This is a genomic window from Peribacillus sp. RS7 (assembly GCF_041956845.1).
Classification (GTDB): domain Bacteria; phylum Bacillota; class Bacilli; order Bacillales; family DSM-1321; genus Peribacillus.
Genome location: NZ_CP168135.1, coordinates 1,090,695 through 1,111,680, shown reverse-complemented (window position 1 = coordinate 1,111,680; position 20,986 = coordinate 1,090,695). Strand labels below are relative to the sequence as shown.

General features: G+C 42.3%; 21 protein-coding genes, 1 pseudogene and 1 other annotated feature. Of the genes and pseudogenes, 14 read left to right on the top strand and 8 right to left on the bottom strand.

Annotated features, from left to right (window positions below; all coding sequences use genetic code 11):
- Positions 1-22 precede the first annotated feature (22 nt).
- Positions 23-241, top strand: a binding site (T-box leader).
- 38 nt (positions 242-279) lie between these two features.
- Entirely contained in the window at positions 280-1,959 is a 1,680-nt protein-coding gene (gene argS, locus ACDZ29_RS05675) for an arginine--tRNA ligase (RefSeq protein ID WP_375090287.1), read from the top strand.
- A gap of 78 nt (positions 1,960-2,037) precedes the next feature.
- On the opposite strand, the pseudogene ACDZ29_RS05670 reads toward argS, so the two are convergent.
- A pseudogene (locus ACDZ29_RS05670) lies at positions 2,038-2,148 on the bottom strand (SET domain-containing protein-lysine N-methyltransferase); the annotation flags it as partial.
- A 345-nt stretch (positions 2,149-2,493) separates the two neighbouring features.
- On the opposite strand from ACDZ29_RS05670, the gene ACDZ29_RS05665 reads away from it, so the two are divergent.
- From ACDZ29_RS05665 to hxlB, 6 genes are all read left to right on the top strand, one after another.
- On the top strand, positions 2,494-3,537 hold the full coding sequence (locus ACDZ29_RS05665) for a LacI family DNA-binding transcriptional regulator (RefSeq protein ID WP_370016399.1): 1,044 nt from the start codon (positions 2,494-2,496) through the stop codon (positions 3,535-3,537).
- A 93-nt stretch (positions 3,538-3,630) separates the two neighbouring features.
- Entirely contained in the window at positions 3,631-4,401 is a 771-nt protein-coding gene (locus tag ACDZ29_RS05660) for a sugar phosphate isomerase/epimerase family protein (protein ID WP_375090285.1), read from the top strand.
- Positions 4,388-5,359 (top strand): sugar kinase, encoded by a 972-nt coding sequence (locus ACDZ29_RS05655; RefSeq protein ID WP_375090284.1) that lies wholly within the window; start codon positions 4,388-4,390, stop codon positions 5,357-5,359. Before ACDZ29_RS05660 ends, ACDZ29_RS05655 begins: the two co-directional genes overlap by 14 nt.
- The gene (locus tag ACDZ29_RS05650) at positions 5,341-6,624 is read left to right on the top strand and encodes an MFS transporter (protein WP_289326459.1); all 1,284 of its coding nucleotides are present in this window, start codon (positions 5,341-5,343) and stop codon (positions 6,622-6,624) included. Before ACDZ29_RS05655 ends, ACDZ29_RS05650 begins: the two co-directional genes overlap by 19 nt.
- Positions 6,621-7,253 carry a 3-hexulose-6-phosphate synthase gene (gene hxlA / locus ACDZ29_RS05645; RefSeq protein WP_375090282.1) on the top strand — a complete coding sequence of 211 codons (633 nt, stop codon included), beginning with the start codon at positions 6,621-6,623 and terminating at the stop codon, positions 7,251-7,253. Before ACDZ29_RS05650 ends, hxlA begins: the two co-directional genes overlap by 4 nt.
- Entirely contained in the window at positions 7,250-7,801 is a 552-nt protein-coding gene (gene hxlB, locus ACDZ29_RS05640; protein WP_375090281.1) for a 6-phospho-3-hexuloisomerase, read from the top strand. Before hxlA ends, hxlB begins: the two co-directional genes overlap by 4 nt.
- A 158-nt stretch (positions 7,802-7,959) precedes the next feature.
- Here hxlB and ACDZ29_RS05635 read toward each other — a convergent pair whose 3' ends face one another.
- Both ACDZ29_RS05635 and ACDZ29_RS05630 read right to left on the bottom strand, forming a co-directional pair.
- Positions 7,960-9,141: an NAD(P)/FAD-dependent oxidoreductase gene (locus ACDZ29_RS05635; RefSeq protein WP_289314912.1), complete on the bottom strand. Its 1,182-nt coding sequence runs from the start codon at positions 9,139-9,141 to the stop codon at positions 7,960-7,962.
- Between the two features lie 39 nt (positions 9,142-9,180).
- Positions 9,181-9,612 carry a DUF1641 domain-containing protein gene (locus ACDZ29_RS05630; RefSeq protein ID WP_289326456.1) on the bottom strand — a complete coding sequence of 144 codons (432 nt, stop codon included), beginning with the start codon at positions 9,610-9,612 and terminating at the stop codon, positions 9,181-9,183.
- A 335-nt stretch (positions 9,613-9,947) separates the two neighbouring features.
- Here ACDZ29_RS05630 and ACDZ29_RS05625 point away from each other — a divergent pair, with 335 nt between their 5' ends.
- Positions 9,948-10,118 carry a hypothetical protein gene (locus ACDZ29_RS05625; protein ID WP_289326455.1) on the top strand — a complete coding sequence of 57 codons (171 nt, stop codon included), beginning with the start codon at positions 9,948-9,950 and terminating at the stop codon, positions 10,116-10,118.
- Between the two features lie 638 nt (positions 10,119-10,756).
- Here the strand turns inward: ACDZ29_RS05625 and ACDZ29_RS05620 are convergent.
- Complete coding sequence (locus ACDZ29_RS05620) at positions 10,757-11,341, bottom strand: DJ-1/PfpI family protein (protein WP_375090279.1); 585 nt, start codon at positions 11,339-11,341, stop codon at positions 10,757-10,759.
- A gap of 152 nt (positions 11,342-11,493) precedes the next feature.
- Between ACDZ29_RS05620 and ACDZ29_RS05615 the strand changes: the two genes are divergently transcribed.
- Both ACDZ29_RS05615 and ACDZ29_RS05610 read left to right on the top strand, forming a co-directional pair.
- Positions 11,494-11,934, top strand: coding sequence for an Lrp/AsnC family transcriptional regulator (locus ACDZ29_RS05615; RefSeq protein ID WP_289326453.1), 441 nt, complete (start codon positions 11,494-11,496; stop codon positions 11,932-11,934).
- A 111-nt stretch (positions 11,935-12,045) separates the two neighbouring features.
- Positions 12,046-12,873, top strand: a complete 828-nt coding sequence (locus tag ACDZ29_RS05610; RefSeq protein ID WP_289326452.1) for an STAS domain-containing protein — start codon at positions 12,046-12,048, stop codon at positions 12,871-12,873.
- A 270-nt stretch (positions 12,874-13,143) separates the two neighbouring features.
- Here the strand turns inward: ACDZ29_RS05610 and ACDZ29_RS05605 are convergent, their stop codons facing one another.
- Positions 13,144-13,668: a GNAT family N-acetyltransferase gene (locus tag ACDZ29_RS05605; RefSeq protein WP_375090278.1), complete on the bottom strand. Its 525-nt coding sequence runs from the start codon at positions 13,666-13,668 to the stop codon at positions 13,144-13,146.
- A 157-nt stretch (positions 13,669-13,825) separates the two neighbouring features.
- Here ACDZ29_RS05605 and ACDZ29_RS05600 point away from each other — a divergent pair, with 157 nt between their 5' ends.
- Both ACDZ29_RS05600 and ACDZ29_RS05595 read left to right on the top strand, forming a co-directional pair.
- A complete protein-coding gene (locus ACDZ29_RS05600) occupies positions 13,826-13,972 on the top strand; it encodes a hypothetical protein (protein ID WP_141994063.1) in 147 nt (48 codons plus the stop codon).
- Between the two features lie 122 nt (positions 13,973-14,094).
- Positions 14,095-15,060 (top strand): quinone oxidoreductase, encoded by a 966-nt coding sequence (locus ACDZ29_RS05595; protein WP_375090276.1) that lies wholly within the window; start codon positions 14,095-14,097, stop codon positions 15,058-15,060.
- A 433-nt stretch (positions 15,061-15,493) separates the two neighbouring features.
- On the opposite strand, the gene ACDZ29_RS05590 is transcribed toward ACDZ29_RS05595, so the two are convergent.
- On the bottom strand, positions 15,494-16,894 hold the full coding sequence (locus ACDZ29_RS05590; RefSeq protein ID WP_375090275.1) for a hypothetical protein: 1,401 nt from the start codon (positions 16,892-16,894) through the stop codon (positions 15,494-15,496).
- A 44-nt stretch (positions 16,895-16,938) separates the two neighbouring features.
- Positions 16,939-17,307, bottom strand: coding sequence for a hypothetical protein (locus ACDZ29_RS05585; protein ID WP_375090274.1), 369 nt, complete (start codon positions 17,305-17,307; stop codon positions 16,939-16,941).
- A 243-nt stretch (positions 17,308-17,550) separates the two neighbouring features.
- On the opposite strand from ACDZ29_RS05585, the gene ACDZ29_RS05580 reads away from it, so the two are divergent.
- Entirely contained in the window at positions 17,551-19,353 is a 1,803-nt protein-coding gene (locus ACDZ29_RS05580; RefSeq protein ID WP_375090273.1) for a hypothetical protein, read from the top strand.
- A gap of 138 nt (positions 19,354-19,491) precedes the next feature.
- Here the strand turns inward: ACDZ29_RS05580 and ACDZ29_RS05575 are convergent, their stop codons facing one another.
- Positions 19,492-20,184, bottom strand: coding sequence for an FHA domain-containing protein (locus ACDZ29_RS05575; protein ID WP_289326446.1), 693 nt, complete (start codon positions 20,182-20,184; stop codon positions 19,492-19,494).
- A 181-nt stretch (positions 20,185-20,365) separates the two neighbouring features.
- On the opposite strand from ACDZ29_RS05575, the gene ACDZ29_RS05570 reads away from it, so the two are divergent.
- Positions 20,366-20,494, top strand: coding sequence for a hypothetical protein (locus tag ACDZ29_RS05570; protein ID WP_375090271.1), 129 nt, complete (start codon positions 20,366-20,368; stop codon positions 20,492-20,494).
- Positions 20,495-20,986: the final 492 nt, after the last annotated feature.

The following is a 20,986-nucleotide window of genomic DNA, read 5'->3' as shown; positions in this document are numbered from 1 at the left end:
CGATGGATTAAATCATAATATTGAAAATTCTGTGATAAAGAGAGTAGTTCATTTTGAAATGGAAAGCGAGTTAGGGACGGTGTGAGCCTAATGCAGGACGGATGAATGAAGCGCACTTTGGAGAAATTTCTTGAAACGTTTAGTAGGGAACATCGGGGAGTCACCTCGTTAACAATGGAAAGTGGTCACGATTTGTGGCAACTAGAGTGGTACCACGGGAATCTATGCTCTCGTCTCTTATTTAGAGACGGGGGCTTTTTTGTTTTTTTAGGAGGGGAAATGACGATGAATAAAACAATTGCAGCATTAATTTCAACTGCTTTAAACAATGAATTGCAGGCAAGTGAAATAGAAAAATTAATGGAAAAGCCTAAATTAATTGAGTTAGGTGATGTCGCCTTTCCGTGCTTTACACTTGCAAAAAAATTTAGAAAATCACCTCAAGTTATTGCGTCTGAAATAGCTGAGCAATTAAACGGTCAATTGATCCACGAAGTGAACGTAGTGGGTGGCTATCTGAATATCTTCGTCAATCAAAAGATGGTGACGGAAAATGTGCTGCAAACCATATTAAGTGAGAAGGAGCAGTATGGTTCGAAGCAGCCTGTACAGGAAAATGTCGTGATTGATTATTCATCCCCGAATATTGCCAAGCCTTTTTCCATGGGGCACTTACGCTCAACGGTCATAGGGAATGCACTGGCTAACATTGCTGAAAAAAATGGCTACAATGCCGTGCGTATTAATCATTTAGGGGATTGGGGCACGCAATTCGGCAAATTGATTGTCGCGTATAAGCTGTGGGGAGACAAAGAGGCAATCGAAGCTTCCCCGATTCAAGAATTATTGAAAATCTATGTGAAGTTCCATGCTATGGCTGAAACGGATGAATCGTTGAATGACCAAGCACGCGCTAGCTTCAAGTCGCTTGAAGATGGAGACGAGGAGGCACTGGCACTATGGAAATGGTTCAGGGATGCGTCTTTAAAAGAATTCGATACGATTTATGATTTATTGGGCATCCGTTTTGATACCTATGCTGGCGAAGCGTTTTACAATGACAAGATGGATGTTGTTGTCGAGGAATTGAATGAAAAAGGCTTACTTACCCTTTCCGAAGGTGCTTATGTCGTGGAATTGGAAGATATGCCGCCTTGCTTGATTACGAAAACGGACGGTGCGACACTTTATGCGACGCGTGATTTAGCAGCAGCACTGTATCGTAAAAAGCAGTATGATGCGAAGAAAACATTTTACGTTGTAGGAAACGAACAATCCCTGCATTTTAAACAACTCTTTAACGTGATTGGGAAAATGGGGTACGATTGGTCAAATGACTTACAGCACGTAGCATTTGGCATGATGTTAAAAGACGGTAAGAAAATGTCGACACGTAAAGGGAAAGTCGTGCTGCTTGCGGATGTATTGGCAGAGGCAATCGAAACTGCAAAGCGCAATATCGAAGAAAAAAATCAGGCACTTGAACAGAAAGAACTGGTTGCGAAACAGGTTGGTGTCGGAGCGGTAATCTTTAATGATTTAAAAAATCACCGCATGAACGATATTGATTTTTCATTAGAGCAAATGATGAATTTTGAGGGAGAAACGGGTCCGTATGTACAGTACACATTTGCGCGAATTTCATCATTGCTTGAGAAAGGTGAATATAAAGAGCAGGCCATCCATTTTGAAGCTTTAGGAGAATATGCTTGGTCAGTACTCCAGCTGCTGGAGCAATATCCGATCATTGTCCAAAAATCATTTGAACAAGCCGACCCATCACAAATCGCGAAATTCAGCTTGCAGTTATCACGCGCATTCAATAAGTATTATGCACATACGAAAATCTTGGTTGAAGATGAATGGAAACAAATGAAGCTCTCGTTCGCTTTTTCCGTAGCGACGGTATTAAAGGATGCGCTAAGTTTATTGGGAATTTCAGCGCCGACTAAAATGTAACGTTAAAACGAATAAAGAATCCATTTTGACGAAAGATTGATCAAAATGGATTCTTTTTAAATGAAATGGCAAAAACTCCTACTCGATGACATAAAACCATAAGGGTGATTTATCATCAATTTCGATCGTGATTTCCTCGCCAGCCTTTATATCTTTATGTGCAAAAAAGTCTATCGTTAAATCTTCTGAATTATGATCGAACGGCGCATTCGGAGTATAAGAATGATTGAATAGTGATTCATTTCCTAAGGCAACCCTGGTGCAGTGATACTACTTTGTTTTCCAGATGCTGCACGGTAAATGTAGTTTTCAATGTTTCAACCAAGAGTGTTTTGTAGTACTTACGGTATTGATTCAGGAACCTGCAAGAGAGAGTGATTGATGGATGAACGGACCGGAAGAAGAAGCTCTTTTTTCAAAAGCAGGCTCTGCTATTAAATTTGATGTGGGAAAATATGAATAAAATGGATTGACATTCATTGGGAATGTGTTAATATTTATAAAAATGGAACCGGTTCCAAAATTCGCGAATGGATGAATGAAATGGTTAAACGAGAAAATTCAAAAGTTACAATTTACGATGTCGCTAGAGAAGCAGGAGTTTCAAAAACCTCCGTTTCCCGGTATTTAGGGGGGAGATATGATGAACTCTCTGACAAAACCCGCAAGAAAATCGAGTTTGCGATCAACAAAATGGATTACCGCCCAAACACGATGGCCAGAGGGCTTAAAAGTAATAAGAGTTATTTGATTGGAATCATCGTGGCGGACATCAACAATCCATATACGACGGCCATCCTTCGGGGGGCTGAAGATATATGCAGCCAGAATGGATATAATCTGATGATTTGCAATTCGGATAATAATCCGGAGAAGGAAAGAGGATATTTTGATATGCTTCTATCCCATCGCATTGACGGTCTTATCATTCATACGACTGGCGGAAATCACGACATGTTAAAACAGATGCAAGCCCAAAAGACACCGATCATCCTTTTGGATCGGAAAGTGCCAGATCTTGAAATCGATACGGTAGGATTGGATAATTTTCAGGCTACTTCCCAAGCGGTCAATTATCTCGTCGGCCAAAATTATGAACGGATTGCGTTTTTCAGCGAACCTGCAAGCAAGGTCAGTACCAGGTATGAACGGCGGCTATCGTTTCAGCAAACGCTGATGAGCCACAGTCATCCGAGTTCAGAAGATGTTTATGAGGTAAATGTCGACGATTTACATGATGTCGAGTCCAAGCTCCAGCATTTTTTAGATGACTCAAAAGGCGTATCAAGAGTTATATTGACGGCAAATAGCGTCGTGCTATTAAAATTAATTTTACTATTACAAGAAAAGAAATTGGCGGTACCTAGAGATTTAGCAATAATGGGATTTGATAATCCGGATTGGAGTACCATTGTTTATTCGGGTATTACAACGATTGAACAGCCCACATACCAAATCGGGGTCGCTGCTATGGAAATGATCCTGCGCCGCATTGATGGGCAGGTGTCTCCAGCCCAAACAATGGCATATCAAGCGAAGTTGAATGTCAGACAAACGACGCCTTTTATACAGAAGTAAGTCTTCTAAGCATGGAAGACTTTTATTCTTCACCCAAAATGGTACCGATACCATTTTAGTTTGTTAAAGCGTTCATTAGGAGGAGGAAGCATTATGAAAGTCTTTGTATGCATGAATTCACTACCGCAGGAATTGCTTCAAACGCTCGGACATCTTGAAATCATAAAAGCAGTGGCGGCTGCTGGAGCTGATGGAATCGAAATCAGAAGAGAGCTATTGGGCCAGGATGATACGTTGGAAGAATTGGGTGCCTTATGCAAGGAGCTTAACTTGGACATTTATTATTCCGCTCCGGAATTCCTGATCGGACCTAACTATCAAATCAATGAACAAGGTTTTAAGCGACTGGCAAGGGAATCGGATGAACTGGGAGCGGAATTGTTAAAGATGCCTCTAGGAAACTACCACTTCTCGGAAACCGATATGGCTCAAGTGAAAGAGGTCTTGACGGAAAATCTGCAAAACGGCGGATTAAAAATTACCATCGAGAACGATCAAACGCTAGACGGCGGAAATGTAAACCGGATCGCCCATTTCCTGAACCGCTCCGAAAAGTTTGATATCTCGATTAGATTGACGTTTGATACGGGGAACTGGCTGTATACAGACGAGGTTCCAATGAATGCTGCAAAAGATTTAGCGAGATATGTAGACTATATTCATCTGAAAAAAGTGAAGCGGGGGAAAGAGGAATGGGTGACCGAGCCGGTATCATTGCCGCTGCAGCCTGAGGTGATAGAGTTATTGGAAAGGTTCAGTGATGCCTGTCCGAGAGCGATTGAATTCCCGATAACCCTGGAAAATATAGAAACCTATATTTCACACATGAAATCAGAACGGGAGGTTAGCCATGAGCGAGCTTAAGGTATTGACGATGGGAGAGGCAATGGCGATGTTCATAGCTGATGAGCCAGGAAAACTTGAAGACTGCTTTAGTTATAAACGTTATGTGGCGGGGGCGGAAACCAATGTAGCGATTGGTCTGTCAAGGTTAGGGATCAAAACTGCATGGATGAGCAAGGTGGGGGACGATTCGTTCGGGCGAATGATTTTGAAAACGCTAACAAATGAAGGCGTGGATGTCTCCAATGTTTTAGTGGATGCGTTCAATCCAACTGGGTTCCAGCTAAAATCGAAAGTCGAACAAGGGGATCCGGTCGTTGAATACTTTAGGAAGAATTCAAGCGCCAGTAAGATTTCCCTGGAGGATTTTCCCCTGGAGAAGCTCCCTTTAACTCAGCATCTGCATTTAACGGGGATACCTCCTGCGATTTCCAGCAGCTTCAGAGAGTTGTCGTGGGAAGTCTTGAATCATCTGAAACAAAAGGGTGTAACCGTATCCTTCGATCCAAACCTGCGTCCATCACTCTGGCCGAATGAAAGGGAGATGATCAACATCGTCAATCGGTTTGCGGAAGAGGCGGATTGGCTGCTTCCCGGAATGAAGGAGGGTGAAATTCTTACAGGATACAGCAACAAAGAGGATATCGCCAGTTACTATCTCGAACTCGGTGTGAAGTTTGTGGTGATTAAACTTGGGGAAGAAGGCGCCTACTTTGCGACCCAGAATGAAAGGAAAGAGGTACCGGGTTTTGCTGTAACGAAGGTCGTAGATACCGTAGGGGCAGGAGACGGGTTTGCAGTCGGGGTAATAAGCGCTTTATTGGAAGGGGCAACGTATCAAGAAGCAGTTGTACGGGGAAATGCGATAGGGGCCAAAGCCGTGATGTCTTCTGGAGATCACGAAGGGCTTCCTAATATGGCAGAGCTAGAACACTTTATGAAAAAAGGAGTGGTTCAATCATGTCTCAATTACAGGTAGCTTCGCGAAAAAGGTGGATGAGATTGATCCCCTTAGTGTTCATCACATACAGCCTCGCCTATCTCGACCGTGCCAATTATGGGTTTGGTGTAGCGGGAGGGATGGGGGAAGACCTCAATATCACAGCCGGGGTATCTTCCTTTCTGGCCGCGTTGTTTTTCCTTGGTTATTTCTTCTTTCAAATTCCAGGCGCGCATTACGCGGAAAAGAAAAGTGCCAAAATTCTGATTTTCTGGAGCTTGATTCTTTGGGGAGGACTGGCCACATTGACGGGTATGGCGACAAGTGTGGAATGGCTCTATCCGATTCGCTTCCTTCTGGGTGTCGTTGAAAGCGCTGTTATGCCTGCGATGCTCGTTTTCCTTAGCCACTGGTTCTTAAAAGAAGAACGTTCCAGGGCCAACACCTTTTTGATCCTGGGGAATCCTGTTACTGTATTGTGGATGTCGATCCTTTCAGGCTACCTATTGAAAGCATTCGACTGGAGATGGCTGTTCATCATTGAAGGACTTCCGGCTGTCCTGTGGGCGTTCATCTGGTATAAGGTCGTCAATGATCGTCCAAAAGATGCCAAGTGGCTTACCGATCAAGAAAAGAAAGATATGGAAATGGTCCTCCAGAAAGAACAGGCCGCATTAAAACCCGTTAAAAATTATAAGGAAGCTTTTAAGTCGAAGCAGGTCATCGTGCTCAGCGTCCAATACTTCATGTGGAGCATTGGGGTTTATGGGTTCGTCATGTGGCTGCCGTCCATTATTAAACAGGCGTCCAATATGGATATAGTAGCAACGGGCTGGCTTTCATCCGGACCTTACTTATTAGCGGTCATTTCAATGTTGACACTATCCTATTATTCGGATAAAACATTGAATCGAAAAACGTTCGTTTGGACATCGCTGCTAGTGGGGGCCATCGCATTCTTCGGATCCTTCATGATCGGCACATCGAATTTCTGGCTTTCTTATGCACTGTTGGTCATTGCTGGCGGTGCGATGTATGCCCCGTATGGACCGTTCTTTGCCATCATTCCTGAAATACTTCCAAGGAATGTCGCTGGCGGAGCAATGGCCCTGATTAACAGCATGGGGGCGCTTGGCTCATTTGTAGGTGCCTATTTCGTCGGATATTTAAACGGATTGACTGGCGGGCCTGGAGCATCCTATATTTTCATGGCGGGATCTTTATTGATTTCAGCGTTACTGACATTGATGGTTAAAAAGCCAGCGGTTACATCAGTCAAGCAAATGGAGGTGGTTTCGTCTTGAAAATTCAGCTGGCGTTGGATCGCATGAATATGGGGGAAGCCATTGAAATGGCACGAACCGTGGAATCTTCGATTGATTGGATCGAAGTGGGGACTTCCCTGATCAAAGAGTTCGGAACGAATAGCATCAAAGAAATGAGAAAACACTTTCCCGATAAAAAGATTGTTGCAGACATGAAGACGATGGACAATGCGGCTTACGAAATGGATCTTTGCTTTCAAGGCGGGGCCGATGTAGCTACGGTAATGGGGGCTGCATCAGATGTAACCATCCAAAAATGTCTGGAAAAGGCACTTGAATACAATGGGCAGATCATGATTGATTTATTGAATGTATCCGATTCCCGGCTTGAACAGTTACGGATTTACAATCAGGCGATTTTCTGTGAGCATGTAAGCAAGGATAGCCAGGAGATAGCTGATCATGCCATGATCCATATGAGAAATCACGCTGGATCCATGAGCGCGGCTGCAGGAGGGATCACACTTTCATCCTTGCCTGTAATGATCAGGCGGGGTGTGGATGTCTTGATAATTGGCTCGGCGATTACACAAGCAAAAAATCCAGCAGAAGCTGCACGTCTATTTAAGGAAACGATGAATGGGGAGAAAGGTGTGAAGAAAGTTTGAAAAAAGAAATTGCGGTTATTTTAGAAGAAGTGAACGGTGTATTTCACAAAATGGACGGAACGGAAACGGATGAGCTCCTAAAGCAGTTACAGTCGGAAAACAGGATTTTTATCGTAGGTGAAGGAAGGTCGGGCTTCATGGCTAAAGCCTTTGCGATGCGATTGATGCATCTCGGCGTAAACGTTTATGCAGTCGGCGAAACGATTACGCCTTCTATTGCAAAAGGCGATCTAATCATAGCCATTAGCGGTAGCGGCTCGACGAAAAGTGTGATTTCGGTTGCGGCAAAAGGCAGGGAAATGGGATGCAAGGTGTTTTCCATCACGACGAATGATCAATCCGATTTAGCGAATGTCTCGCATGAGGTCTTGTTGATTCCAGCTGCAACGAAAAATCGCTTGGACCATGAAACGAAAAGCGTCCAGCCGTTAAGCTCATTGTTTGATCAATGCGTACATGTTTTATGTGATGCAGTATGCTTGGACTATTCATTAACCCAGTCCATAAGCCACGAGCTCACTTATTCCAAACATAGTAATGTAGAGTGAAATAAGGTGGGCCCCCTTCAAGTAGGGGGCCCGCCTTTTCTGTAGGCCATCAATAAAAAGTTAATCCTAGTGAAATAAAAATGCCCTTTACTCCCAATGAGCGGGAATAAAGGGCATGTACCGCGGACATGTAAATGCATGTCAACGGCTATTATAAATTAATAAGCCAAGCTGAATAGGGCTTTGATGTGTGATAGATAGCGAATATTACTTGCTTCTTTCATCAATGTAGCCGGCAGACCTTTTAGGGAAGTGTTATTGGCTCCAACGGTTGCCACCGCATCCTTACGGCCAAGGCTCGCAAGTGTACCTGAGTTTACAGGTGAAAATTCTTCAAGTTTCTTGCCTTCAAACGCTGCATAAAGGTTGTATCCAACAAGCTCACCCATTTGCCAAGCATTTTGTGCAGTAGGAGCGTAAGGACGTCCGCCTTCTGGAGGGAAAGCAAGGGCACTGTCCCCGACGACGAATACATCATTATGGGATTTGGATTGCAAATACTCATTGACGGCCGCTTTGCCGCGATCCACTTCAAGGCCTGATTCGCCTACGATAGGAAGGGCTGCGACTCCGCCTGTCCAAACAAGCGTATTGGCAACGATCGTTTGTCCATCTTTCAATTCGATTTGGTTTCCTTTAACACCCGTAACAGGCAGACCTGTCAAGAATTCAACGCCGCGTGCTTCCAAGCTTGTCATGGCACGTTCGATTAAGTGATCAGGCAGGACCGGTAGGATTTTTGGACCAGCTTCCACAAGCTTGATTTTCAAGTCCTTGAAGTCCACTCCGAACTTTTTGGCGATTTTAGGGAAATGATCCACGATTTCACCGATTAACTCGACGCCCGTCAAGCCGCCGCCGCCGATCACGATTGTTGCGTCCGCTTCATTATTCGTTTGTGCATATTCGCGGATGCGATCTTCGATATGTTTGTAAATCTTGTTTGCATCATTTACGGATTTCAAGACCATGCTGTTTTCCTCAAGTCCCGGAATGCCGAAGAATCCTGTTTGGCTTCCCAAAGCAACAACCAGGGCATCATAAGATAAAGTGGAGCCATTGGAAAGCTTCACTTCTTTTTTATCGACTGAGAAAGACTCCACTTTGGAAATGGCAAGGTCGATATCTTTTCCTTTAAAAAGCTTTTCCAAAGGAATGGAAACAGCTTGTTCAGAAATGGATCCGCCTGCAAGACGGTGCAATTCGGTGATGATTTGGTGCGTTGGAAATTGGTTCACCACTGTAACCTGCACTTCATCCTTCTTGTAATATTCACGTACGGATAAGGCAGATAGTAATCCAGCATAACCTGCACCTAAGATGACGATTTGTTTTGACATAGTTAATCCCCCGTCCTTACTGATTGAAAGTTTATCAAATTATTTTTGGTTTTTACGTTCTGAAGAGACTTCAAGAAAAGCTTGGGCGAAACGGAAAAGCTTTTGCGCTTGCGGGTCTTTCATCATTCTTAACAGACCAAAAAGACCGATCACATCATTATTCACTTCAGCGCGATCCTTAGCTTCGATGGAAGTGGCCGCAAGCCCTTTCACTGAATCGACCACAGGTCCTGCGATCTCCGAAATGGCGCTGACCGTATCCTTTTTCAAAACATCATCAGTCGCTACTGATTGAGCAAAATCATAAGACTTTGTTAAAATATTCACTATCTCAGTCAGCTTTGGTAACTGCTCAACTAAAGTGTTCAAGGATTCCTGAACCTCAGGCTTTAATAATTGGTCCAGTACATCTAATTGTTTTTGGCGGTCATTAAGTTGTTCAGTCTGTGATTGGGTAATCGTTTCTGACATATCCAATTCTCCTTTACAATAAGCATTTTGTTAAAAAAATTAGAAAAACTTGTAAAATATTGCACAAAGTGCAACACGAAAAAAATACTTTTAAAAATTAAATAAAAGCTATCCTTTAGTATATCCCTTTAGCTTCATGAAAACAGCTGATTTTTTAAAAATATCCATAAAATAAGCTTTTCCTTCATATTTAAAGGATCTAACCAAATGGAAGGTCTTATGTATGGCCTGAAATTTTTCACTAAAATGGACCATTTTGTAAAATGTCTATCGTCGTCGCCTGTCATACATATTTCCTTCTTTATCTGCCATCCTAAATGATGGAGGTGAATATTGTGACTGATTCAGAATCTAAACTTGTAGAAGAGAATAATGATAAGAAGCATAATAAACTGGTTGGCAATATGGAATATACGAAAGCGCAACTATTGGAAGGCATGAATGGAATTTCTGAAGTTTACCTCAAAAACAGTGAGGAAGGCACATCGGAAACATCTGATAAATAATAATTTCGTAAGCATAGCGAACCAGTTATGCTTACTTAGTGTTGCTCATTTTTGTAAAAAAACTCCTCAATCCTCACTATGCAGCTGTTCGGATATTCTAAAAGTTAACTCTTAGCTTCGCTGGCTGGCGAAGTCCATTAGATTCGACAGTTATATATAGATTAATCTTTTAAATCACCGAGTCCATTTTAAGGCGATGGCAGACCTAAATCAAAAACCAGTTATATCAATTATTTCTTATTGATATGACTGGTTTTTTTATTTCATCATTCATCTTGTTCCGTTTTTGGCCTTCGGAACCCTCAGACTGTATACAATTTGGACGTTGATTTCCGCTCCAGGCACTCGCTTTCCGCGGGCGGTCCGGGAGCCTCCTCGGCTTGCGCCTGCGGGGACTCCCCTAGACGCGCTTTCCCCGCAGGAGTCTCGCGCCTTCCTCTCCAATCAACTTTGTTACAATAGTTAGATATACCCGAGGAGTTGAAGGTGTTGCTTTTGGTCATTGGTTCGGAATTATTTGACGAAAGATACGTTTTCCGCCCCCTTTCTCCTACGCCTACAGTCTTTTCAAATAGAACCGTGTGAATGAGTGTCAGCCAACCGCTGGATTTTCTTATTCATTAGGATAAGAACCATTCTTAATGGAAACCCATCAATTCCTTCACATGTTTACAATTCTCTTCGGAAGTGAGCATTTCCAAGAGCGTGAAGGCAACATCGAATGCTGTTGAAGGATTGTAGGATGTAATGATATTATCAGTGACGACAATCGGTTCATTAACGACAATCGCACCAAAATCTTTTAGCTGACCCTGTCTTTTACTAGTTGGATGGTTGTACGTAGTGGCTTTTCTTCCATTCAATATCCCGCTTTTTCCTAATGGGAGAGAACCTACACAAATCGTTGCTATGATTTTGTTCTTATTGTGAAAATACTTTATAACATCAAGAAACCTCTGATCATATGCATCATCATAGAAACCGGCTTCTTCAAAGCCTCCAGGAATGGCCAAAGCATCGAAGTCATCAAGATTTACTTGATTGATGGTCAATTCGGGCTGCACGATGAAATTCCATGTGCATTTCAATTGTTCATGAAGTCCCACCGTAACCAGATCAGTGGTACCATCACCCTCCAATTTATTCCATCCCAATACATCTGTAAAAACACTTGCTTCAACTGCTTCGAATCCATTGGAAAGCAGCATCAATACTTTTTTCATAGCAGCATCCCCCTTAACCTTATATTTGTATTAATTATATAAAAATGAAATTCCCCATTACATACGATTAATTACGTATTCAATACATTTCTATTTATTTTATAATGTATTTAGATGATTTTTATTAATAATGAAAAGTGAGGGCGATTGAGTTGGATAGAACGGATAAAAAGATACTTTCCCTTCTGGAGAATAATGGACGCATGTCAATGAAGGAACTGGCACATGAAGTTTCCTTGACAGCTCCAGCAACTAAAGAACGTGTTAATAAATTGGAGGAAAGCGGAGTGATAAAAGGATATAAAACGGAAATATCCCTTGAAAAACTTGATAGGAGCATTACAGCTTTCATTTTATTCGAAACGGATCGATGTAAAGACTTTTATAATTTTAGCTTAAGTCATCCAGACGTTCTGGAGTGCCACCGGTTAGCCGGACAATACAGTTATCTTATTAAAATAAGTACATTTTCCATGGAAACACTGGAAGAATTCGTCGATGAAGCCATCAAATACGGGAAATCTTCCACCCATCTGATTTTTTCTTCAGCAACGAATAATGTCTTTTCAGGCGAGGATGTAACCCAGCTTTAATTATATGCCTGCCATATCTCTAATATTTTAGCAGGAAAAAACTTCACCAATATAGAAAGTAATTAGTAACAAAAGTCACAGTTGAAAGTTACAAAAAGGGAGTGGAGACGAATGAGTTTTGTTTATGAGGAAGAAAAAATAATGGAATTCCTTTTGCAGAATAAAAGTGAATTTGAAGAATATCTTTTATCGGAAGCTGTCAATGTCAGGGATAAGATCGAAGAAATCCTTCTGATTGGAAATGTCGACCTTTTGAATAATGCCCATAAACTCATCCGTTATATAGTGGAACAGAATGAAGTGGATATGATTGCCTTTGCCGAACAAGAGGGAGTTACGTGGGCAACCCACTCCTTGACGCTTTCATTCAAGCTGGAATGGATTCAGGCCATCCGCCGAACGCTTTGGACCTTTCTTTATAAGTACGAAAGTGCAAAAGTAGTGTTTAGTGAATCCAAAACCTTTTTTGAATTAGAGAAAAAAGTGAATGAAAAGGTTGATGTATTTCTTAAATCCTTTTTCGTCAGTTACTCCGATTACAAAGACAAATTGATTCTGGCCCAGCAAAACTTGGTGGAAAATCTATCCGTCCCGATCATTCCAATCACTTCCACCACCTGCGTCCTTCCTTTAATTGGGACAATCGATGATTCACGTATACGGATAATCGAGGAAAAGGTATTGCTGGAGATAGGTAAACTACGGATACATACCTTAATCTTGGATCTATCCGGTATCATCGAAATGGAGGTTGAAATCATTAATGATTTATTGAAAATCCTCGATGGAACGGCAATGATGGGGTGTAAAGCTGTAGTGACTGGTTTACGCCCTGAAGTGGTTACCAAAATGATCCGTTCAGGGGTTCAAATCGAAAGTAGAGCAGAGACAAAGGGGACGCTGCAGCAGGCCTTGAAAGACTATCTTGTAGTCACCTAAATCGTGAAGTGGAAGTCGCCATGTTTTGGTGACTTTTTCTTGTGGGTAATTTGGTATATTAAGGAAATCTATTTGCTGTTTTTTTCGACTCGAATAAGTAAATGGAATGGGGCTTCGAAGCAAGTGAACGTTGATTTCACTCCAGGCACTCGCCTTCCGCGGGCGGTCGGCCCTCGACGCTTTTTGCGCCTGTGGTGTCTCTACTAGCCAGTTATTCTGCATGAGTGTCGCAAATTTCTTCAATGGAACCCTCCAAAGAGGGTTATCGTTTCACTTCAGCAGTGAATAGACATATGTATCATGAGGGACACCATTTTGATATATATAACTCCTTAATATTCCTTCCTGGATGAAGCCCAGCTTAACCAATAGATCACTGGATGGCTGGTTTTCCAGAAAGACAACCGCACCGATGCGTGTTAAATCAAGGTTGTTGAAGCCGTAAGCGATAATTTCTTTAAGAGCCTCTGAAGCAAATCCTTTGCGCCAATGTGCAGGATGGATTTCATAACCGATTTCCACCCGCCTGTATTTGGGACTGTGGGCATGAAAACCGATTGTACCAATCAATTCTTGCGTATCAATGCGTTCAATTCCCCATCGAATCGCTCGTTTTTCAAGATAGTTTTTCGCAAAAGTTGCCACAATATCCTGCGCCTGCCCGACAGTTTCCAATGAATCCTGACCATAAAAGCAGGTGACTTCATCTTTTGATAAACATTGGAAAAGGGCTTCCGCATCACTTTCACGAATTTCCCTTAATCGTAACCTTTCCGTGTTCAATACAGGAAACATATTATTCCCTCCACATATATCAGTTTTCTATCTATTCGGTCTCAGCGATGGTTTTTCCTTTATTATGAAGTGCTTATTTTGCAGGTATTTTCGGTGATAATCGGACAAGCTAACATTAGAAAACGTAATAAATAGCATTATGAAGGGGAGATGCATCATGGGAAAAAAACATCGCAACCGTACCGGTTCACCGAAAAAGAATAACCATATTCCGAAAGCGGACATCATTGCAGAACATGAAGCACACGGTAAGGAATATTCTGCGAATAAACGAAAGAACGGCCCTGGTTCCAATACCGATTGATGGGTCAAACTTAGTGACCGCTCTAGCCTTTAAGGGCAGGGCGGTTATTTGTGTTCCTTGCCATCAAGGGGTTCATCCTATATCTTTAAGAATGTAAAGAACCATTGAAGGGAGTTAGGATGATGAAAGCACTTGTCTTTGATAATTTCGGCGGACCGGAAGTCCTGTCTGTAAGGGGAATTGCAGAACCTGAACATTCAAAATCAACCGTGATCGTTCGAATGAAAGCAATCGGATTGAATTTTGCTGATGTATATAGAAGGAAAGGGAATTATCACTTGGTGGGTGATCCTCCATTTATTCTAGGTTATGAAGGGGCGGGGGTCATCGAATATGTCGGGGAAGATGTTCATCATGTGAAAGCAGGTGATCGTGTCGGATTTGCTGATGTTCCCCATGCCAATGCGGAGCTGGTTTCAGTTCCAGCGGATAAACTGCTACCGCTGCCTGAGGGCATTTCCTTTGAAACGGCCGCTTCCGTTTTACTTCAAGGATTGACTGCGCAATATTTAACTCATGACAGTTATCCAGTAAAAGAAGGGGAAACCATTCTGGTCCATGCAGCTGCTGGCGGAGTCGGTCAATTACTGACACAGATGATCAGGATGAAGGGCGGTCAGGTCATTGGCTTGACTTCATCAATTGATAAAGCGTCTGTTGCCAAACAAGCGGGTGCCGATCATGTTTTCCTTTACGGATCCGACTGGGTGAATTCCATTAAGGATGTGACCGGCGGGAAAGGCGTTAATGTCGTTTATGAATCAGTAGGACAAACTTTGCTGGATAGTTTCGAGGCGACCAAGACTGGTGGAACGGTCGTTTTCTTTGGAATGGCGGGCGGAGATCCAGAGAAAATCGATCCGAGAATGTTGATGGATACATCCAAAGCATTGATAGGTGGAGACCTCTGGAACGTCTTGACTACCCATGAAGAACGGAAAAGAAGGACCGCAGAGTTGTTTGAATGGATCATGTCAGGGAAAATCCTCATTGATAAACCGACTCTTTTTTCGTTGGAAAATGGGGCGGATGCACATAGACTTCTTGAAAGCCGGAAAAGTACGGGGAAGATATTATTAATACCGTAAAAACGTATGAGGGTCATCCATTCAAATGGGGGCCTTTTTTCATTCCTTTCTTAAATGGGCCCGCCACATTCAACTCCTTGTTCATACTGATGATCAGAATCTTTTTCAGTTCCTTTATATAGACCTTTTTCTTAGACCCTTGGATAACTCATTTATAAATGCCCTTGCCCTTACAGGGGGTAGGGTCTGCTGTCACAACAACCTGCTGACCAAGTTCTCTTATCCACATGATTCATATGCAACCCACGAATTCAAAGGGGAAATCCACAGTGGGCCATCCCCAAACCACAATCGTCATTCTGAAATTCACATTCGACATTCGTTATCCACATACCCCAAAGACCGCAAAAAAAAGAGAACGGATTCGTTCTCTTGAACAATCTATATGAAAAGGCATGGGGAACCACACGAAACTTAAAGCTCTGTGTGAATGTTAGCAAGTGGAAATAGAGAGAACATCCAGACGCTCCTTTTGGATTGCGAAATAGGATTGGAGGATTTCCTTTTTCTTTGTGAGGGGAGAATTCCGGGCAGACGGGGCCACTGCATGGTTGCCGAATTTAAGGATCAAGGTCAACAGCCTGTCCAACTGTCCATATGTATCGTTTCTAATGCGTGTCATATATTCGGCAGCAATCTGCTTATCATCATGCGTACTTTTCTTTTTTCCTTCTGCTCTCAGTTCTTCGGTCACTGTCTTCACACGGGAAATGAGCCATGCCTCGCACCAGCTGTTCAGTACATTGCGGATGAATTCCGCCTGATGGTATTTATGGAGAATGGGTTCGATATGGTCAGCCATTTCCAAATCATTCACTTCCCGGCCTAGAGCTTTCTCGGAGATGTCCCTATGAAAATGAACACGTTCAAGCAAGCTTTTGATGGATTCCGCCTGGTGGGAAAATTTCACCATCTGTTCCAGGGTTTCGTTATAAATGATCTTGCTTAAATAGGCAGAAGCTTGTTTTGGTGCCAGAAGTAACTGCTTATTGGCAGGAAGGGCCGTGCCAAATTTCTTAAGGGAATGAGAATAGACGAAACGGGCTAATTTCAGAAGTTCCTGTTGGGTATCATTGGAAACCCCTGGATTTGTCGCTTCTTGTAGAAATGAACGGAAAATATATTTGCCGATCCGTTCCAATTCCCTGCATACAGAATCATTGATATGCCCAAGGAAGCCAGAGTTGAAAATCGTTCTCCGCAACAATGTCCTTTCCGCCCGATTTTCCTTATACTGCTCCAAGACGCCTTCGGTAAAGGTGAATACCAGAACTTCTTTCTTTGAAAAAGCCCTGCTTGCAAAAGAAATCCTCACTAAATGGCCTAAAGCGTCATGGACTGCATCGATTGCATCCAATAAGCGCTGCCTAGTAAAGAGAGAGCTGGAATCAGGAACAATTTCACTATAATCGAATAGTACTTCTTCAGACTTCAAAACAGACATTCGAAAAGCGCCCATCAGCAGCAGCCGTTTTCCATGAATCGTTAAGATTTTGAAAGCATCGCTATAAAAGAAACGGTATTTCTTGCAGTAACGGTCCGTCTTCCTGTTAAAACCAAGATTGCTTGCAGGCCCCAGGTTAAACTTATATAAAATGTCTTCGCCCTGATGAACAGGCACAAACACTTCTTTTAGTGATCCTTGAGGGGCGGTGAATTTATTGATGATCTGCCTTAAGTACTTTTCTGTTGTCCCGACTCCTCGGGCCATCATATGAAGCGGGCTCTGGATGACCCCATCCCAATCACTGTGAAGCAAGGCGTACAAACACGTATCGAATTCAGTGGAAGATACATTTCTTAATAGGTATTGGTAGGTTTCTTCATAAATCATACGGTTTTGTCCCCTTTGGTTTTTCTATGACGCAGTGTCACTTTTCAAAGATAATGCGATGTTCTATCTGTGTCATCACACATATCAATGGCTAATTCGTAACGAATGCTATACCATTTCGTTTTATTCATTTTCCATTTGTTATAGTTCCATGAAACAAGGCATCCAGCCTTTTCAAGATTAAGGATCGTCCGTTTGACTGTACCCCTCGACCAAAAGGGCATCTGCCTTTGCAACTGTTCATAAGTCTGGCAAATCCAATCACTCCCGTCCCGTTCCACTCCATAAGCTTCAATCAATGAATGAAGATGTACCAGCATCAGAGCTTTTTGCAAGCCAATCGCTTTTGCCAAATGGGGGTTGAGCCCCATCTCATATATCTGATCGAGTATCGTTTCCAATTCCATTTTCATTTACATCCCTCCCGAATGGTTTGGTTCGATCCTATCGAATATCTGGTATATCTACATCGAAAAGAACGAACTTCACCGTCTATATAAACAATGAATCGGAAAAAGTAGCATCGCTGAAAAAATAAGTTTTATGATTTGGTAGAAATGTTATTTCGATATATTTCGAAAACAGTAAATTTGTTGCACAAAAGTGATAAACTGGGTAAATGGAAACATATATGACAAGGAGAGATTTTTAAAACCATGATACTTTCACTACTCGTTTTCATCTTAAAAGGAATTTTAATGAAAATACCATTTGCCATATTGGGACTTTCCTTGATTCCGCAGAGATGGACAAACGCAATCACCAAAAAGGATATACCCTTTTTCATTGAACAGGTGCTGAGACTTTTAGTTTCTGCTGCCGTATTATTTTTCGTTATCGATATTATGTTAGTGGATCTTACTGCTGCAGCATTCTTTTCGAGTTTTGCCATCATTCTTGGGCTCATTCTCATCATTGATTCAAGAATGTATGTGTACAGTGCCAGGGAATCTTTAATGACCCGACGAAATCGGAGGGAAAATGAAGCTGCGAAGAAACCAAAAACACCATGGAACGTACATTTCAACAGTTTGTTAGGGGGCATTTTGATTGCAGCATGGGTTATCATGTTGTTTTACCCCATCACTCTTGCCTCAGGTCTGCATGGCTTGGCAAAGGTCGATAAGAAAAATGAGCTGGAAGAAGTTCAAGATATTAAAACCATGCCGCTTGTTACAGTGAAAATGGCAGACGCAAAAGGCGATGCCGCGATTAATAAAATAGAAAATGCATCATATTTCACTGAAGGCGAATACCGTCTAACGAATATAAATGATCAATTGGCTTATACTTCACCCATTGAAATGGACGGATTTTTGAAAGCCGGGAAAGCGGAGTACACGCCAGGTTATAATCTGATTTCCGCCGTATCGACGGATAAAGGGGCAAGTACTGTAAAAGGGAAGATGCTGTATGCTCCCTCACAGTATCTCGATCATGATTTGGAAAGGACCATCCGCAAGGCCTATCCGAATAAAATCATCCATGATTCATATTTGGAACCGAACGAAGATGGAAAGCCCTACTTTGTAGCTTCTGTGGGACATTATTTGAAATACCGCAGCGGGTCCGTAGTGGACGGGGTGGTATTGGTGAATCCGGAAACGGGGGATACGAAATACTACCCAAAAGGAAAAGAACCTGAATGGGTGGATCGAACATTCACGCTGGAAACAGCCCTGGAATATTGGACCTACTGGGGGAAATATGTTCACGGGTGGAAAAACCAATCCCTGATTGGGCCGAAGAAAGATGTCTTGATACCTAATGAGGATAATATGCAGGTCACGTTTAACGAAAAAGGCGAATTGATTTATGTAGTGGACTTTACCAGGGCTAAATCAAAAGGAAACTCCAAAACCTTGGTAGGTTACGGTGTTTTCAATGCCAAAACCGGTGAAATGACGTACTACAAAGGTGTCACGTCCGTTCTAACTGGAAAGGAAGCAAAATCCAACGCCAATGCGAGTGAATTTTTGTCTAAATATCCAGGCTGGAAAGCCACTAATGGAATTTTCTATACGATATACGGTGCTCCCACTTATGTCATTCCAGTTACAAAGGGCAGCAAGTTTCAAGGTGTGGCGATCGTTTACGCCAATAGCGATAATCCCCAAGTGGTCTTCGGGAAAACGAAAGACGAAGCTTTCCGGAATTATAAAAAACTGATTGCATCTTTAGGGAAAGTCAGCGGTATAACGCCACAAAAAGGATTTGAGATGAAAGAAATAAAGGGGAAAGTAACAAGGATCAACGACGCCAATCTCCCAAATGGATATGTATTTCATTTAATCGTTGAGGGTAATGCCAAGAGATTCTCAGTGGACCCTGGGGTCAATGCGCTATCCGATGTTGTATTGACGAATGTAGGAGACCGGGTTGTACTGAAGGTGATGGATATGGAAGAAGATGTCGTTCCAGTCGATCAATTCACTAATCTGGACTTACCAAAGAAATAAAAGTATTACGATGAAACGGGTGGATTCAGGCTACAGGCTGGCCATCTCCAATATATGAAACACTAAACCAATTATTAAAGCATGAAAAAAAGCATTGTAATCAGCAATGCTTTTTTTCATGTCTTCGAATGATTGTCATTATAAGTCCGATAGATTGAATGTAAGGATGGATTCCATATAATATCCCTTTTGAATGACGGCTTTTATGGCGAAGTGCCCATTTAACCGTTTCCGTACCCGGTACAGGAGTGAAGCGATTTCTTCTGCCGTCACGATTTGCTCGGGATCACCGATTCTCTCTGGCCATACATGCTGGACAATCTCTTCCTTCGAAATAAGGTTGTCCAAATTCTCATAAAGCAACTTAAAGCAATTGAATTCCTTTGTAGGCATTTTAATGGGTGCTTCTTCATTGATGATCACAGTCTGAAGGTGCTCATTGATAGCCACGGTTTGCATGATATCGGGGTTCAACGGCGTGAAATCCCGTGTTAAATCATTGTCGATGGAGATCATGAATTCAATCAATCCATTAATCAAAGTAATGGAATCCCCCGGTTCAATGAGACAGGGATTGCCCGGTACGAGCGGCATCTCGTTCACCGAGGTACCGTGTTTGCTTGCCAAATCCTCAATGAAGAGCTGTCCTTCCTCCATATAAATCCGGCAATGTTCCCTGGAAACGAAGTCATTGTAAAGCTTGAAATCAGCTTTGGAGTGCTGGCTTGCACGGCCAATCAGCAGGCTTTTCCCTTCAAAAACATAGGCGAATTCCTCGGTTTGACCTTTGTGCAAGGCCCTCAATACAACCTTGAAAGTTTTATAGATCATTCACTTCATACCCCTTAAAAGTCTGAATATTTAAATTATTTTCATGGATTTATCATTTTGGCTACATGGCTGTTTAGTGGGTTCAATCTTATAATTATAAATTATCAGTCGCTTACTTACTAACGAAAAATGAAAAAATACAAATTAGGCACACAGCCATTATAACAAATAGAAATGATGGATGAAGAAAGTAACTCTATTTTTGCTGATATTCGCTTTGACTGTGGGAGGAGTATTTTTATGGCATTTCCTCAAAGCCGACCAGGCAGCACCGGAAGAAGTATGCGATGAAAATGTACCTTACGCTTGAACGCAATGGAAAAGGAGTTGACCAAAGGTGAGTATGTGGAGAGATAGGATAAATGCCTTCAGCATCCTGCTGATGATCATTAGTATGATGGTATATATTATTTTTCCCCAGCCCTTTACCCTCATTCTGTACTGTATATTTGGCATTGCCTTTATCAGCCTGACTTTACTGAATTAAGCATATCCTGGATTAAAGAGGGATGTTGGAGACGAAACGGGAAGGAAGAAGATAGAAAAAGGTGGGGGAGGCATGGTGAAAACATGAATCCTCCACCCGATTGGCAAGTTTCTGTTCACCTGTTTGTGAAAATCATAGATGCTATAAAAAAGCCTGCCGATTTAACGGCAGGTATCAGACTGTAGACAAATTCGAAGAAAGCGAGTTTGCCTACAGTTTTTTTCTTTAAAAAACGGTCCAGTTGATTTCAGCTCCCTTTCCGCCGGCTGTCTGCCAAGCCGCATCAAAGCAACCGTCTGTGGGGTCTCGTCTAGC